Here is a 13,784-nt window from a genome sequence, read left to right as displayed (position 1 = left end):
GTCCATGTCCTCGGCGCGGTGCCGGAAGCGGGCGGCGATGAAGCGGACCAGCGGCATGTTGAGCTCGATGATCGTGCCGCGCACGTAGCTGTAGGCGCGGCTCTCCCGGGCGAGCCCGGCCAGCCGCCCGAACAGCGCGTCGCTCAGTTCGCGCGCCTCGGACTTGCCCATCGCGCGCAGCTCGGCCTCGGTCGGACGCGCGGGGCAATCGGTTTCCAACGGGGTGGACACGGCCTTCTCCTGGGCGGGCGGCCGACGGATCGACACGGCCGCTCCGAGTGGATTTTTTACCCCGTCTGGTTTTTTACCCTGTTGAGGCGTGGTTCATCCCGTGCGGTCGGCCGGTGTACGGACGGGTTTGCCGGTGCCGCTCCGGGTAGGCGCAGCTCGGCAACGACCCCGGTGAGAAGGGAGCCACGGCCATGCCCCAGGGATCCAGCCGCAAGCGGGAGCGGCAGTACGAACACATCAAGGAGAGCGCGCTCGACCGGGGCGAGAGCGAGAAGCGGGCCAAGGAGATCGCCGCCCGGACGGTGAACAAGGAACGCGCCCGGCACGGGGAGTCCAAGACCGCGAGCCGCTCCTCCACCCACGACGTCTCCTCCGGCCACCGTGGCGGCAAGCGCTCGCACAGCGGCGCCGAGGGCCCGACGTACGACCAGCTGTACAACGAGGCCAAGCAGCGCAACATCAAGGGACGTTCGACGATGAACAAGCGCGAGCTGGCACACGCGCTGGGCCGGTGAGGCTGGACCGGTGAAGCTGGGCCGGCCCGGTCGGACCCGGACGCGGATCACACCCGGTGTCCGGCGCGGTGCAGCGGGGAGGGCACCTCCAGCCAGACCAGCTTGCCCGTACCCTCCGGCAGCGAGCCCCAGGCCCGGGCCAGCCGGTCCACCACCCGCAGGCCGTGGCCGCCGGGGCGGGCCGGGTCCGCGAAGGGGCGCAGCGTCGGGGGCGCCGGGCTGGCGTCGGTGACCTCCACCCGCAGCCGCTCGCCGTTCCAGCTCAGCCGGAGCTCGCGCGGACCGCCGGGGGCGTGCAGGCAGGCGTTGGTGACGAGCTCCGAGACCATCAGCAGGACGTCCTCGGTCACGGCCAGTTGCTCCTCGTCGACGGCGGGCAGCCAGTGCCAGGACAGCAGCGCCCGGCGGCTGAAGTCGCGGCAGCGCTGCACGGCGCCCTCGCGGCCGTCCAGCACCAGCCGTCTGGTCCGCTCGGGGCCCGGCGGGTCTGGTGGCGGTCCTCCGCCGGGGAACTGCACGGCGGGCACCTCACTCCGGCCCGGAGGCGTGGTCGGAGGCGGCACGGTCGGAGGCCTCCAGTGCTGTGTTCAGGTCGGGGTGGATCCGCAGCACGCTGTCGGCGCCGGTGATCGCGAACAGCCTGGCCACCACCGGGCGCAGGCCCGCGACGTCCAGGCGCACCCCGGCCGCCTCGGCGTCCAGGCGCGCCCGCAGCAGGATGTTCAGCCCGGTGGAGTCGCAGAACCGCAGGTCGGTGAAGTCGACCACGATCCGCCGCACGCCCTCGTCCACGGGCCGGGCGAGCGCCTCGCGCAGCCCGTCCGCGCTGTCGTGGTCCAGTTCGCCGACGACCGAGACGATCCGCACGGCGCCCCCGCGGCGGACCGCGACGCGCAACGGGCCACTCCCGCCCCCGCTCCCGCTCCCGGTGTACTCCGGCGCTTCGGACTCCGACGTTCCCCCAGTGGGCTCCTCGGCTGGCCGTGGCATGGCAGGCTCCCGGTCCGGTCGGGGCGGCACCGTACCGCCCCGACCATCATGCCGCGCGGGGTGTCGGACCGCGCGGACGACGGGAGCCGGGGCACGGTACCCGGGTGCGGCCGGGCGCACGGCCTGCTGGTCGTCCATGCCCGGGCGTTTGCCCGGCCCCTCGTCGGCTACACGCCTCCGTGGAGGCGGTCACGATGACTCCGTGGAGGCGGTCACGATGACTCCGTGGAGGCGGTCACGATGACTCCGTGGAGGCGGTCACGATGACGACGGCGGACACCGGTCGCGACGGCCCGCTGCCCCGGACCGGACGGCAGGAGTCGCCGGAGGAGCGGGCGGACCGCCGCTGGTGCGACCTGCTCCAGGAGGTGCGGGTGGCGCAGACCGGTTCGCAGATCCTCTTCGGGTTCCTGCTGAGCGTGGCCTTCATGCCCCGCTTCGCCGAACTCGGCGCCGTCGACCGGGGGCTCTACGTGACCACGGTCGTCCTCGGCGCGCTCGCCACCGGCTCCCTGACCGCCCCGGTCGCCTACCACCGGATCTTCGCCGGCCACCGGCGCAAGCCCCAACTGGTCGATTCCGCCGCGCGCCTGGTCGGCGTCGGCCTGGTCCTGCTGGCGCTGACCATCGGCTCCGCGCTGCTGCTCCTGCTGCGGGTCGCCACCGGCTCGGCGGCGGCCGGCTGGGTCACCGGAGCCGTCATGCTCTGGTACCTCTACTGCTGGCTGCTCCTTCCGCTCCGGCACCTGCGCCGCCGGGACGGGCAGCTCGACCAGCCCGACGACCGCTTACCTCCGGCCGTACCCGGGCCCGGCCGCGCATGGGATCGCCGAACCGGGGTAGCCGCCCGGCATCGGAACAGCCCGGCCGAAGGGCGCCGCCACGACGCCCGCGGCACCTCCGGAGAGGGAATCCGATGACCACCGCAACGATCGTCAACCCGCACCCGGCGTACCGGCCCGTCCTCTTCGTCGACGCGCCGCCGACCGGCTACCTCCATGTCGCCGCCGCCGTCCAGCCGCCACCGCAGGCGGGGCCGCCGTTCCTGCGCAGCAGCCCCGAACGGGACGCCCTGCTGGCTCGGCTCAAGCCGCTCGCCGCGGAGTTGGTCGACGATCCGGCGGTCACCAGGGCCACCGTCTACCGGGCGGTCCTGATCCCGCCGACGTCCTACGGCAAGAGCGGACGGAACGACGGGATCCACCCCGCCCGGTACGACGTCGCCGTGCTGGTCGAGACCACCTCCGCCGCGCCGGAGCGGCTCGCCGAGGTCGAGGAGGGCGAGACCTACCGGCGTCTGCTGGAGGTGGTCCGCGAGGCCGCGTCCGACACCCATGTGATGGCCGCCCGGTGCATCCGGCGGATCGCCGACGTGGACAAGACCCGCCCGGGCCTGTTCCTGTTCAACCACTTCGCCGCCGAGGACACCGCCGCGGCCCTGGAGGTCTGGGAACACCTCGCCGGCTGGTACGCGGCCGAGACCGGCCTGGACAACTCCACCCTGCTCGCCCCACTCGGCCCGCTCGGGGACTCCGACTACGTCTTCGTCAACCACGCCCGCTGGGACACCGGCCTGGCCCAGCTCTTCCTGCGCCAGTTCGGCAAGCGGAGCTTCCGCAGCTTCGTGCTCGCCAACCTGCGGGCCAACGGCATCACCGCGATGCCGGTGCTCTACCGCCTGGCCTGACCACCGGGCACTCCCCGTTATTGCGCCCCCGCCGGGATCCGGCCAGTCTGGAAGGAGTAGCGGGCGGAAAATCGGACACCCGCACCAGCGGCACCCGGACCGGACGGCTCGGAGGCACCCGAACCGGACGACTCGGACTCGCCGGGAGGAGGCGCGGACGATGAGCCAGGTGAGCATGATCTGGGGCGTCGGCGACTCCCTGGTCGTCCCCGCCGACCAGGTCACCGCGCTGCTGCGCCACCTCGGTGGCCAGTGGCAGCGCTGGGCGGAGAGCGAGGACTCCGATCTCGATCCGGTGACCACGGCCCGGCTCGTCGGCGCCCTGCGGGAGCTGGCCGACCAGATCGACGTCGAGTGCATCGGCTTCGCCTCGTACGGCCCACCCGCCACCGGGGACGATCGGCGGTAGGGACACCGGGCGCGACGAGATCACGGCCGTCGGCGACCCGTGAACGGGCTCGACGGCACGGTCCGTTGATGCTGTCGGTGGGGTCCGCCATGCTCCCCGGGGGCGGTGCCGAGGGGCGGCGCCGCCGGTGGGGAAGGGCGCGATCGGTCCCGCCGGGGAGGGGGCGGTCCCCCGTGCGGCCCCTCCCCACCGGCGGTCCCGGTGCTGCGGGCGGCGCTGGTGCTGCGGGCAGTACTGGTACTACGGGCAGTGCTGGTGCTACGGGCAGTGCTGGTACTACGGGCGGTGCGATCAGGCCGACTCGACCGGCAGGCCGGCCTCGGTCCAGTCCTGGATGCCCTCGCGGTACTTGCGGACGTTGGTGTAGCCGAGGGCGGTGAGCCGGTCGGCGACCTGGCCGCTGTTGGGGCAGGCGGGGTTGGAGCAGTAGGTGACGATCGCGGCGTCGAGGTCCGGCAGCAGGGTGGGCGCCAGGGTGTCCACGTCGGCGCGGACGAGGGCGATGGCGCCGGGCAGGTGCTGCTGGTCGTAGTACTGGCCGCCGAGGGTGTCGACGACCGTGACGGAGTCGGTCTCCATCGCGGCCACGAGGTCGTCCCGGGTGATGAGCGCGGTCATGCCGCTACCTCCTTGAGATTCGGACTATAGTCCGGTTATGGCTCACGACCGTAACGGACCGCAGTCCGCTTCCGCAATCCCCCCGCTCGAACTGCTGCGCACCCCGCCGCCCGCCGAACGCGCCGACGCCGCCCGCAACCGGGCCGCCGTCCTGGAGGCGGCCGCCCGGCTCTTCGCCGAACACGGGGTGGCGGCGGTCTCGATGGACCAGGTCGCAGCAGAGGCGGGCGTCGGCAAGGGCACACTGTTCCGGCGCTTCGGCAGCAAGGCCGGGCTCGGAGTGGCCCTGCTGGACGCCCGCGAGCGGGTGCTCCAGGAGGCGATCCTGCGCGGACCGGCACCACTCGGCCCCGGGGGCGACGGTGGTGGCGGCATGGTGGAACCCGACCCGGCCGAACGGCTCGCGGCCTTCGTGACGGCCTACCTGGACTACCTGCTCGCCCATCTCGACCTGGTGCGGATGTCCGAGACGGCCGCCAGCGGCGCCCGCTACCAGGTCGGCGCCTACCGCTTCTGGCACCGCCACGCGACGATCCTGCTCACCCGCGCCGGCGCCGCGGACCCCGAACACGACGCACACGCCCTGCTCGCCACCCTCGCCGCCGAACACGTCTCCGCCCTGCTACCGGAGCTCGGCGAGCAGCGGATCCGCGCCGGCGCCCACAGCCTCGCCACCCGACTCGCCCACACCGGAGGCTGACGGCCTGTCCGGCGCACCTGCCGGATCGGCACGGCCCCCGGCGTCAGGGCGCGCTCATCGCCAGGCGGAGGCGGGAGCGCATCCCGCCGAAGCCCGGCGGAGCGCGCGCCCTGGCGGGACCTGCCTGAGGAACTCGGGTCCTTCAGGACCACGCACAAGCGGCTGCTGCGGTGGGCGGTGGACGGTGGACGGCGGCTCCAAGGGGTGGCGGTGCGGATTGAGCAGAGCGGTGAGTGCTACCGCTCTGCTGGGGGAATTACGGGTTGGCAGGATCGGCCTGCGTCCAGGCCCCGGCCACACAGGGAGCACCAGTCGAAGAGGGCGGCGGTGAGTTCGGGGACTGCGGCCCGCAGAGCGGAGGCGGCTCGGTCAAGCGCGTCGCCGTTCAGCGTGAAGCAGCGCACGGTCCAGGTGTCACGGTCTGTCCGCGGTGTCCACCAGCTACGGAGTTCCAGGTCGAAGGCCGACCTGCCGTCGAACCACCACTTGTCGGCGGGGCCGGTTGCCTCGTCTATGCGGGGTGGCAGATGTTCCTCAGCGATGGAAGGGTCCACTCCGAGACCTGTGCTGGTCCGCAGGACGAGGTGCGGCCACTGGTACACGCTCGCCAACAGCGCGTCGGCCTCCAGACGCTGATCGACGCTGCTGTTGATCACCCTGTGCGGCAGTCCCGGCACCGGAATCGCGGTGCGGCCGTCCGCGAGTACGTCCACTCGGCAGGTCTCGGGACCGTCAAGAATTCCGGGAAAGGCCCAGCCATGAGACGTCCAGTGGGCAGACGGAACCCCGTCCAGACCGTACTCGTTGGCGTTGCCGCCTCGCGGCGAGTAGCACAGGCCGCCGTATCGCTCCTCGAACCGGATCATCGCGTCCACGATCTCGGGTTCCGCGTCGACAGCTGTCGCGTACTGCCTGATCCGGTCGGCAGATGTTGGTGCATGTCGCCGCGCACGCGGCTCAAGGAAGCTGCGAAGCCGGGGCGACACGGTGGGGTCATCAAGAATGTGTATGCCGTGCAGGGTACTCATGACCGAAACGGTCGGCCAGGCCATCACTGCTTCGCCCCGCACCCCGATACGGCTACAGGATCAGCCCCAGCCGGGAGCCGGAGGCAACGGCCACTGCGGCGGGGCCGGCAGCGGCTGGTCCGAACGCAACCGAGCGTCCCGGCCACGCCCGGCGAGCCAGGCGAGCAACAGATGGGCGGGGCCGGTGACGGTCGGAGCGTCACCGGCCGGGGCGGCCGGGCCGGTCGGGGCCGGCAGCCAAACACGGCCGAGGTCCTGGGCCTCGATCCGGGCGAGCGGGAACGCGCGGGCCGCCAGCGCCGCCACGGTGTCGTCCAGCGCCCAGCCGAGGTAGTCGGCGGGCCAGTCCGCCGTGCCGTAACCGAGGTTCAGATCGGCGTGATGGGTTTCGAGCTCACGCCAGCAGCGGTGCAGGGTGAACCAGGCCGGGTGCCGCCAGCCCGCCAGCGCGGTGACCAGCGTGGCCCGGCGATCGGCGGGCAACGCGGTCGCCTCATCGAGCAGCAGGGCCAGGCTCCCGCGCAGGTCGGCGACGAGCTCGGCCGCGCCGCGCCCGGCGCCCTCGCGCAGTGCGCGCTCCAGCGCGTCGGCGTCCGCGCGCGGCCCCGGCTCGACGCCGGTACGGGCCACTGTCAGCAGCCACCGGTAGACGTCGGCGCTGCGCGCGAGGTGGGTGAGCACGTGGCCCCGGCTCCAGCCGGGCAGCGCCGACGGCTCGCGGGCCTGGCGGTCGGTCAGCGTACCGACCGTGGCCAGCAGGCACTCGGCGGACCGCCTGACACCGTCGAGCAGCCGCGCGAACCCCGCCGGGTCGATGGCGGTGTCGGCGGCTGGGGCGGGGGCGGCCGCTGGGGCGGTGGCGTCGGGCACGAGGCCGCACTCTACGGCGAGCGACCGGACGGTGGAAGCCGCACGACCGACCCGGCGCCGCCTCGACGCACTCAACGAGGGCCAGCAGCCGCCTTCCTGGCTGCTGACCCGCCAACCGCCAACCGGCCGGGGAGGCCCCGCGCAGGGCCGTACTCGGCGAACGGGCGCGCGCCGCCGTCGAGCTCCCTCTTACGGAAGAGTGACACCGGCCCGGAACGGCCGGGTCGGGCCGGCGGCGGGCGCTAGCGTCCACGGCATGAGGATTCTGGTGACCGGCGGTGCCGGGTTCGTGGGGTCGGCCGTGACGCGGGCGTTGGTCGGTGCGGGCCATGAAGTCCGGGTGCTGGACGTGCTGTTGGCCGCCGCACACGGTTCGCCGACGGCGTCGGCGCTGCCGGACGGCGTGGAGGTCCGGCGCGGGGACGTGCGGGACGCGGCGGCCGTCGAGGCGGCGCTGGACGGGGTGGACGCGGTCTGCCACCAGGCGGCGATGGTGGGCCTGGGGCTGGACCTCGACGACGCCCCGGACTACGTGGCCTGCAACGACCTGGGCACGGCCGTGCTGCTCGCCGCGATGGCCCGGGCGGACGTGCCGCGGCTCGTCCTAGCCGGGTCGATGGTGGTGTACGGGGAAGGCCGCTACCTCTGCCCGACGCACGGGGACGTCGCGCCGGGCCCGCGCCGGCCGGCCGAGCTCGACGCGGGCCGCTTCGAACCGCCCTGCCCGGTGTGCGGGGCCGAGCTGCGGCCCGCGCTGGTGACGGAGGACGCGCCGGGCGATCCGCGCAACGTGTACGCCGTCACCAAGCTCGCCCAGGAACACCTGGCCGCCGCCTGGGCCCGCGCCGCCCAGGGCACCGTGCTGACGCTGCGCTACCACAACGTGTACGGCCCGGGCATGCCGCGCGACACCCCGTACGCGGGGGTGGCCTCGCTGTTCCGCTCGGCGCTGGCCCGGGGCGAGGCCCCGCGGGTGTTCGAGGACGGCGGCCAGCGCCGGGACTTCGTCCACGTCGAGGACGTCGCCGCCGCCAACCTCGCCGCCCTGGCGGCCGTCGGCGAGCGCCCGCCGGGCACCTCCAGGGCGTACAACGTCGGCAGCGGCGAGGTCCGCACGGTGGGCGAGATGGCCGCCGCGCTGGCGGCCGCGTACGGCGGCCCGGCGCCGGTGGTGACCGGCGGGTACCGGCTCGGCGACGTCCGGCACGTGACCGCGGACTCGACCCGGCTGCGCACCGAACTGGGCTGGCGGCCCCGGGTGTCGTTCGCGGACGGGATGGTGGGCTTCGCGGCCGCGCCGCTGCGCGGCTGAACCCTGCTCAGCCCAGGGACCCTGGTCAGCCGCGGGCGATCGGGAGGGCGATCTCGAAGCAGCAGCCGCCGGCCACGTTGTGCACCCGGGCGCGGCCGGCGTGGGCCTCGACGATGCCGCGGACGATCGCGAGGCCCAGCCCGGCGCCGCTGCCCCCGTTGGCGGCGGGGTCGCCGCTGCCGGCGCTGCCCCCGTTTCCCACGGGGACGGCGCCGACCGGGACGGCCCCGGCGGTACCGGCCGGGCTGGGGGTGCGCGCGGTGTTACCGCGCCAGCCCGTCTCGAAGACCCGGGGCAGGTCCTGCTCGGGGATGCCGCCGCAGCCGTCGGTGACGGAGAGCACCACCTCGTCGGTCTCCCGGCGAGCCGAGACCGCGACCACGCCGTCCTCGGGGGTGGAGCGGATCGCGTTGACCAGCAGGTTGCCGAGGACCCGGGTGATCTCGCGGCTGTCCACCTCGACCGGCTCCCGGGCGACCTGGCGGCCGATCAGCCGCACGCCGTGCCGCCGGGCCAGCGGGTCCGCACCGGCCAGCGCCTCGTCGACCAGGTCGTAGACGGACACCCGGGCGAGCGACAGCGAGAGCGCGCCGGCCTGGATCCGGGAGAGCTCGAAGAGGTCGTCGACCATGCCGGTGAGCCGCTCCACCTCGGTACGCATCCGGCGCAGGTAGCGGTCCGGGTCGTCGGCGACGCCGTCCTCCAGTGCCTCGGCCATGGCCCGCAGCCCGGCCAGCGGGGTGCGCAGGTCGTGCGAGATCCAGGCGATCAGCTCGCGCCGGGAGTGCTCCAGCGCCTGCGCGCGGAGCCGGGACTCGGCGAGGCGGGTGCTGGTGGCGGCGAGTTCGGCGCTGAGCTGGGCCAGTTCCAGGCCGAGCGGGTGCTCGGGGGCGGCGAACCCCGCGTCGCTGCCGACGGTACGGGCGGCCGCGGTCAACGCCCGGCTTCCGGCGACGACCTGGCGGCCGAGCAGGGCGGCGGTCAGCAGGGAGACGACGGCGGCCATCCCGAGCACGGTGATGACCACGCCGAGGTCGTGGGTGGAGAGGAACATCGCCTGCGCGACGGCGAACGTCCCGGAGGTGACGGCGAGGACGGTGACGGCGGCGACGCAGAACAGCGACAGGGCCATCGACCGGCGGCGCAGCAGCCGGACGGCGGGCCAGCCGAGCAGGCCGGCCCCGCCCGCGCCGAGGGCGGCGAACAAGGCGATGAGCAGGAGGTCTGTCATACCGCCGCCCCGCCTTCGAGAGGCTCCGGGGCCTCGGGGGCTTCCGGCACTCCGGGGGCCTCCGACGCTCCCGGCGCTCCCGGGGCCTCCGGCCCGCCCGCCGGGTCGTAGCGGTAGCCGACGCCCCAGACGGTGCTGATCAGGGCGGGCGCGGCCGGATCGTCCTCGATCTTCTCGCGCAGCCGCCGGACGTGGACGGTGACCGTGGAGAGGTCACCGAAGTCCCAGCCCCAGACCCGCTGCATCAGCTCCTGCCGGGAGAACACCGTGGCCGGGTGCCGGAGCAGGAACGCCAGCAGATCGAACTCCCTTATGGTCAGGGCGAGTTCACGCCCCCGCCGGGAGACTCGGCGGGCCTTCGGGTCGAGCTGGACGTCCCCCGAGAGCACCGGCCCGCCGGGGGTCGCCGCCGTGCCCGCGCGGGCGCGGCGCAGCACCGACTGGACCCGCAGCACCAGCTCGCGCGGGCTGAACGGCTTGGTGACGTAGTCGTCGGCGCCGAGCTCCAGGCCGAGGATGCGGTCGGCCTCGTCGCCCTTGGCGGTCAGCAGCACCACCGGAACGTCCGCGACACCGTCCCCCGCGCGCAGTCGGCGCAGCACCTCCAGGCCGTCGATGCCGGGCAGCATGAGGTCGAGCACCAGCAGGTCGGGCCGGTGGGCGCGGGCCAGCGCGAGGCCCTGCGGGCCGCCGGCGGCCCGGTCCACGTGGAAGCCGGCATGGGCGAGGTAGCTCGCGACGACCTCGGAGACGGTCGGGTCGTCGTCGACGACCAGGACGCGCCCGAGGGGTGGCGGGTCAGCGGCGGGGAGGTTCTCGGCGTTCACCCCGCCGAGGATAGGAGCCCGGGGCGGCGCCTGGCGGGCACGGGGGCGGCCGTTCGGATTCCGTAAGGCGTCGCGGCGACCGTGACCGGCCCGAGCGCGGCGCGCGGCGGGCGAGGGGGCGGCGGGCGCGGCGGCCGCCGTTCGGATTCCGTAAGGCGTCGCTGCGGCCGTGACCGGCCCGGACGCGGTTAGCGTGACCGGCGTGATCCCTACCCTTCCTCTCGCCTCCGGCGTCGACGTCGTGCTGCCCTGCCTCGACGAGGCCGAGGCGCTGCCCTGGGTGCTCGGGCGGGTGCCGGCCGGCTGGCGGGCGATCGTCGTGGACAACGGCTCCCGGGACGGTTCGGCCGAGCTGGCCCGCGCGCTGGGGGCGACCGTCGTCGAGGAGCCCCGGCGGGGCTTCGGCGCCGCCTGCCACGCCGGGCTGCTGGCCGCCTCCGCCGAACTGGTCTGCTTCCTGGACTGCGACAGCTCGCTCGACCCCGCCCAACTGCCCCTGGTCGTCACCCCGGTGGCAGCGGGCACGGCCGACCTGGTGCTCGGCCGTCGCCGCCCGGTGACGGCGCGGGCCTGGCCGCCGCACGCCCGGATCGCCAACGCCGCGCTGGCCCGGCGGCTGCGCGCCCGTACCGGCGCGCCGCTGCACGACCTCGGCCCGATGCGCGCCGCCCGCCGCGAGCGGCTGCTGGCCCTGGGCCTCGGCGACCGCCGCTCCGGCTACCCGCTGGAGATGGTGCTGGCCGCGTCGGCGGCCGGGATGCGGATCGCCGAGACCCCGGTCGACTACCGGCCGCGCGCGGGCCGTTCCAAGGTGACCGGCACGCTGCGCGGCACCCGGCAGGCGGTGCGGGACATGCGGGCGGTGCTGGCGGCGCCGCCGCCGACCCTGCTGGTGATCGCCAAGGCGCCGGTGCCGGGCCGGGTGAAGACCCGGCTCACCCCGCCGTGCACGCCCGAACAGGCCGCCGGGCTCGCCGAGGCCGCCCTCGCCGACACCCTGCACACGCTCGGCACCGTCCCGGCCGGGCGCCGCCTGCTGGTCCTGGACGGCGAGCCGGGCAGCTGGCTGCCGGACGGCTGGCTGGTCCTGCCGCAGTGCGGCGGCGGGCTGGCCGAACGACTCGCGGCGGCCTTCGCGCACGCGGCCCGACTGGCCCCGGACGCACCGGCGCTGCTGGTCGGCATGGACACCCCGCACCTGTCGGCCGCCGCACTGGCGGAACCGCTCTCACCGGCCCGCCGGACGGGCGTGGACGCCTGGTACGGTCCGGCGGCCGACGGCGGCTTCTGGGCCCTCGGCCTGGCCCGGCCGACCGAGCGGCTGGCCCGCCAACTCCTGCTCGGGGTACCGATGTCCACCCCGGGGACGGGCGCGGCGCTCCTCGACCGGCTGACCGAGGCCGATTTGACGATCCATCAACTACCGTTGCTCACCGACGTGGACACCATCGCGGATGCCCGACTGGTCGCCGCGCAGGCGCCCGGGTGCCGGTTCGCCGAGCGCCTGCGGTCGATCGACCACGCCCCGGAGGTGGCGGGTTGACGGCGCCCCCGGCCCCCTCCGCCCGCGCGACCGCCGCGCCCTGGGTCGACGACCCCTTCGCCGAGGCCGTGCGCAGCGGCCGCGGCCCGCTCTGGCTGCGCCGTACGGACGGGCGGCGGATCGCCCTGGACATCGAGCGCTGGTGCGCGCCCGCGGCCGGTGCCGACCACAGCCTGCTGCTGCGCTGCGTCCGGCTGGCCACCCCGGTGGTCGACCTCGGCTGCGGCCCCGGCCGCCTGGTGGAGGCGCTGCTGACCCTCGGCGTCCCCGCGCTCGGCGTCGACATCACCCGCGCCGCCGTCACCCGCACCCGCAGCCTCGGCGGCCCCGCCCTGTGCCGCTCGGTGTTCGACCGGCTGCCCGGCGAGGGCCGCTGGGGCGCGGCCCTGCTCGCCGACGGCAACCTGGGTATCGGCGGCGACCCGGACGCCCTGCTCCGCCGGTCCGCCGAACTCCTCGCCCCGGACGGTCAGTTGCTGGTCGAGGTGGAGCCGCAGGAGGTCGACGAACGGGCCGTCGTCCAGGTCGAGGGCCCGGACGGCCGGCTCGGCCCACCGTTCCCCTGGGCCCGCCTCGGCGCCGGCGCCACCCTCCGCCGCGCCCGCCGCCTCGGCCTGGTCGCAACGGACCACTGGACCTCCCACGGCCGCCACTTCCTCACCCTCCAGCCGGCCTCCGCATCCGGCCCGCCCGCGGATCCGGACGGAAGACCCTAGGGGCACCGGCGGCCGTCGAACTCCCCTCCTCCGCCAGGGGGATGAGGGCCGAGCAGCATCGGGCTGGCCGCCGAGAGGTCCGGCGGGGCGGCTCGCCGGTCTCAGGCGGCGGGGACGGGCTGAAGCCGGTAGGCGTCCTCGTGCGCGACCACGCGGCCGGCGGTGGGCGGCGCGAAGTGGGTGCCGAGGAGGAGGGTGTCGGTCCCGGCGAGGGAGCCGAGCAGTTCTCGACGGGTGGCCTCGGACTGTCGCGGGTCGATGTCGACGCAGGCGCCGACGGCGGGGTGGGCGAGCTGGACCGGGTGGTGGATGCAGTCTCCGGTGATCAGCGCCGCCCCACCCCGGCTGGTCAGTTCGACGGCGAGGTGGCCGGGGGTGTGGCCGGGGGTGGGGATCAGGCGCAGGCCCCGGGCGATCTCGACGCCCCCGGCCGGGACGTCGATCGTGTCCAGCAGCCCCGCCTGCTCGACCGGGATCACGGAGTCGCGGAACATCTGCCGGCGCGCCTCCTCCATGTCGTACCCGGCCCAGAACTCCCGCTCGGCGCGGGAGGTGAGGTAGCGGGAGTTGGGGAAGGTGGGAACCCATTCGCCGTTGACGTTCCGGGTGTTCCAACCGACGTGGTCGGCGTGCAGGTGGGTGAGGATCACCAGGTCGACGGACTCCGGGGGGAATCCGGCGGCGGTGAGACGTTCCAGGAAGTCCGTCCGCAGGTTGTGCCAGGCCGGGTTGGCCCGCTCCTTGCCGTTGCCGATGCCGGTGTCGACGAGAACGCGCAGCCCGTCCACGACGAACGCGAAGCTGTGGCTGTCGAGGCGCAGGACGCCTTCGTGGTCGGCGAAATCGGGGTGCAGCCACTGCTGGCCGGCCACCACCTCGGGGGTGGCGTCGGGCAGCAGCCACGGTCCGGTCGCGGGCGGCAGGGGGATCTCGTCGACGCGGTGGACGGTGACATCGCCCACGGCCCAGGAGGGGACGGAGGTGGCGAGGGAAGTCTGCATGGTTGGTCGCTTCCTTAAATGCAATGTATTTGCTTTAAGGGACCCTAGAACCTACAGTCACACTAAAGCAAACCCTTGGCTTTTGGCCGGGTCGCTCCGCCACCCC

16 protein-coding genes and 2 pseudogenes are annotated in these 13,784 nt (G+C 74.7%); 9 read left to right on the top strand and 9 right to left on the bottom strand.

Features of this window, described 5'->3' with window-relative positions; translation table 11 throughout:
• Window positions 1-231: pseudogene (locus tag ABTY15_RS19685) on the bottom strand (RNA polymerase sigma factor SigF); the annotation flags it as partial.
• Window positions 232-422: 191 nt separating this feature from the next.
• Between ABTY15_RS19685 and ABTY15_RS19680 the strand changes: the two are divergent.
• Window positions 423-746, top strand: coding sequence for a plasmid stabilization protein (locus ABTY15_RS19680; protein ID WP_350592595.1), 324 nt, complete (start codon window positions 423-425; stop codon window positions 744-746).
• Window positions 747-793: 47 nt separating this feature from the next.
• Here the strand turns inward: ABTY15_RS19680 and ABTY15_RS19675 are convergent, their stop codons facing one another.
• Both ABTY15_RS19675 and ABTY15_RS19670 read right to left on the bottom strand, forming a co-directional pair.
• The gene (locus tag ABTY15_RS19675) at window positions 794-1,264 is read right to left on the bottom strand and encodes an ATP-binding protein (protein ID WP_350592590.1); all 471 of its coding nucleotides are present in this window, start codon (window positions 1,262-1,264) and stop codon (window positions 794-796) included.
• A 10-nt stretch (window positions 1,265-1,274) separates the two neighbouring features.
• A complete protein-coding gene (locus ABTY15_RS19670; RefSeq protein WP_350592585.1) occupies window positions 1,275-1,643 on the bottom strand; it encodes an STAS domain-containing protein in 369 nt (122 codons plus the stop codon).
• Window positions 1,644-1,999: 356 nt separating this feature from the next.
• Between ABTY15_RS19670 and ABTY15_RS19665 the strand changes: the two genes are divergently transcribed.
• From ABTY15_RS19665 to ABTY15_RS19655, 3 genes are all read left to right on the top strand, one after another.
• Window positions 2,000-2,656, top strand: coding sequence for a DUF6328 family protein (locus ABTY15_RS19665; RefSeq protein WP_350592580.1), 657 nt, complete (start codon window positions 2,000-2,002; stop codon window positions 2,654-2,656).
• On the top strand, window positions 2,653-3,423 hold the full coding sequence (locus ABTY15_RS19660; protein WP_350592574.1) for a hypothetical protein: 771 nt from the start codon (window positions 2,653-2,655) through the stop codon (window positions 3,421-3,423). Before ABTY15_RS19665 ends, ABTY15_RS19660 begins: the two co-directional genes overlap by 4 nt.
• Window positions 3,424-3,583: 160 nt before the next feature.
• The gene (locus ABTY15_RS19655; protein ID WP_350592570.1) at window positions 3,584-3,832 is read left to right on the top strand and encodes a DUF6213 family protein; all 249 of its coding nucleotides are present in this window, start codon (window positions 3,584-3,586) and stop codon (window positions 3,830-3,832) included.
• A 291-nt stretch (window positions 3,833-4,123) separates the two neighbouring features.
• On the opposite strand, the gene ABTY15_RS19650 is transcribed toward ABTY15_RS19655, so the two are convergent.
• Entirely contained in the window at window positions 4,124-4,450 is a 327-nt protein-coding gene (locus ABTY15_RS19650; protein WP_350592565.1) for a rhodanese-like domain-containing protein, read from the bottom strand.
• A 37-nt stretch (window positions 4,451-4,487) separates the two neighbouring features.
• On the opposite strand from ABTY15_RS19650, the gene ABTY15_RS19645 reads away from it, so the two are divergent.
• The gene (locus ABTY15_RS19645; protein WP_350592562.1) at window positions 4,488-5,150 is read left to right on the top strand and encodes a TetR/AcrR family transcriptional regulator; all 663 of its coding nucleotides are present in this window, start codon (window positions 4,488-4,490) and stop codon (window positions 5,148-5,150) included.
• Between the two features lie 236 nt (window positions 5,151-5,386).
• On the opposite strand, the gene ABTY15_RS19640 is transcribed toward ABTY15_RS19645, so the two are convergent.
• Together ABTY15_RS19640 and ABTY15_RS19635 are read right to left on the bottom strand one after the other, a co-directional pair.
• Window positions 5,387-6,178, bottom strand: coding sequence for a hypothetical protein (locus tag ABTY15_RS19640; protein WP_350592553.1), 792 nt, complete (start codon window positions 6,176-6,178; stop codon window positions 5,387-5,389).
• A gap of 60 nt (window positions 6,179-6,238) precedes the next feature.
• The gene (locus tag ABTY15_RS19635) at window positions 6,239-7,048 is read right to left on the bottom strand and encodes a maleylpyruvate isomerase family mycothiol-dependent enzyme (protein WP_350592549.1); all 810 of its coding nucleotides are present in this window, start codon (window positions 7,046-7,048) and stop codon (window positions 6,239-6,241) included.
• Window positions 7,049-7,304: 256 nt separating this feature from the next.
• On the opposite strand from ABTY15_RS19635, the gene ABTY15_RS19630 reads away from it, so the two are divergent.
• Window positions 7,305-8,360: an NAD-dependent epimerase/dehydratase family protein gene (locus tag ABTY15_RS19630; RefSeq protein WP_350592542.1), complete on the top strand. Its 1,056-nt coding sequence runs from the start codon at window positions 7,305-7,307 to the stop codon at window positions 8,358-8,360.
• A gap of 25 nt (window positions 8,361-8,385) precedes the next feature.
• Here ABTY15_RS19630 and ABTY15_RS19625 read toward each other — a convergent pair whose 3' ends face one another.
• Window positions 8,386-9,591, bottom strand: a complete 1,206-nt coding sequence (locus ABTY15_RS19625; protein ID WP_350592539.1) for a sensor histidine kinase — start codon at window positions 9,589-9,591, stop codon at window positions 8,386-8,388.
• Window positions 9,588-10,418, bottom strand: a complete 831-nt coding sequence (locus ABTY15_RS19620; RefSeq protein ID WP_350592533.1) for a response regulator transcription factor — start codon at window positions 10,416-10,418, stop codon at window positions 9,588-9,590. Before ABTY15_RS19620 ends, ABTY15_RS19625 begins: the two co-directional genes overlap by 4 nt.
• A gap of 202 nt (window positions 10,419-10,620) precedes the next feature.
• Between ABTY15_RS19620 and ABTY15_RS19615 the strand changes: the two are divergent.
• The 3 genes and pseudogenes from ABTY15_RS19615 to ABTY15_RS19605 all read left to right on the top strand — a co-directional run.
• Window positions 10,621-11,334: pseudogene (locus tag ABTY15_RS19615) on the top strand (glycosyltransferase family 2 protein); the annotation flags it as partial.
• The gene (locus ABTY15_RS19610) at window positions 11,311-11,961 is read left to right on the top strand and encodes a TIGR04282 family arsenosugar biosynthesis glycosyltransferase (RefSeq protein WP_502893541.1); all 651 of its coding nucleotides are present in this window, start codon (window positions 11,311-11,313) and stop codon (window positions 11,959-11,961) included. The pseudogene ABTY15_RS19615 and the gene ABTY15_RS19610, both read left to right, overlap by 24 nt.
• Entirely contained in the window at window positions 11,958-12,677 is a 720-nt protein-coding gene (locus ABTY15_RS19605; protein WP_350592526.1) for a class I SAM-dependent methyltransferase, read from the top strand. The genes ABTY15_RS19610 and ABTY15_RS19605 overlap by 4 nt, the downstream gene beginning before the upstream one ends.
• A gap of 101 nt (window positions 12,678-12,778) precedes the next feature.
• Here the strand turns inward: ABTY15_RS19605 and ABTY15_RS19600 are convergent, their stop codons facing one another.
• Complete coding sequence (locus tag ABTY15_RS19600) at window positions 12,779-13,678, bottom strand: MBL fold metallo-hydrolase (protein ID WP_350592520.1); 900 nt, start codon at window positions 13,676-13,678, stop codon at window positions 12,779-12,781.
• Window positions 13,679-13,784: the final 106 nt, after the last annotated feature.

Origin of the sequence: Kitasatospora sp. NPDC097643, from assembly GCF_040302625.1 — a bacterium.
In the GTDB taxonomy this organism is placed as follows: domain Bacteria; phylum Actinomycetota; class Actinomycetes; order Streptomycetales; family Streptomycetaceae; genus Kitasatospora.
This window is presented reverse-complemented; position numbering and strand designations above follow the sequence as displayed.

Excerpts from the sequence above, each read along its gene's own strand:
- ABTY15_RS19680 (WP_350592595.1), top strand. The coding sequence starts at position 423 with ATGCCCCAGGGATCCAGCCGCAAGCGGGAGCGGCAGTACGAACACATC.
- ABTY15_RS19665 (WP_350592580.1), top strand. The coding sequence starts at position 2,000 with ATGACGACGGCGGACACCGGTCGCGACGGCCCGCTGCCCCGGACCGGA.
- ABTY15_RS19660 (WP_350592574.1), top strand. The coding sequence starts at position 2,653 with ATGACCACCGCAACGATCGTCAACCCGCACCCGGCGTACCGGCCCGTC.
- ABTY15_RS19655 (WP_350592570.1), top strand. The coding sequence starts at position 3,584 with ATGAGCCAGGTGAGCATGATCTGGGGCGTCGGCGACTCCCTGGTCGTC.
- ABTY15_RS19650 (WP_350592565.1), bottom strand. The coding sequence starts at position 4,450 with ATGACCGCGCTCATCACCCGGGACGACCTCGTGGCCGCGATGGAGACC.
- ABTY15_RS19645 (WP_350592562.1), top strand. The coding sequence starts at position 4,488 with ATGGCTCACGACCGTAACGGACCGCAGTCCGCTTCCGCAATCCCCCCG.
- ABTY15_RS19640 (WP_350592553.1), bottom strand. The coding sequence starts at position 6,178 with ATGAGTACCCTGCACGGCATACACATTCTTGATGACCCCACCGTGTCG.
- ABTY15_RS19630 (WP_350592542.1), top strand. The coding sequence starts at position 7,305 with ATGAGGATTCTGGTGACCGGCGGTGCCGGGTTCGTGGGGTCGGCCGTG.
- ABTY15_RS19625 (WP_350592539.1), bottom strand. The coding sequence starts at position 9,591 with ATGACAGACCTCCTGCTCATCGCCTTGTTCGCCGCCCTCGGCGCGGGC.
- ABTY15_RS19600 (WP_350592520.1), bottom strand. The coding sequence starts at position 13,678 with ATGCAGACTTCCCTCGCCACCTCCGTCCCCTCCTGGGCCGTGGGCGAT.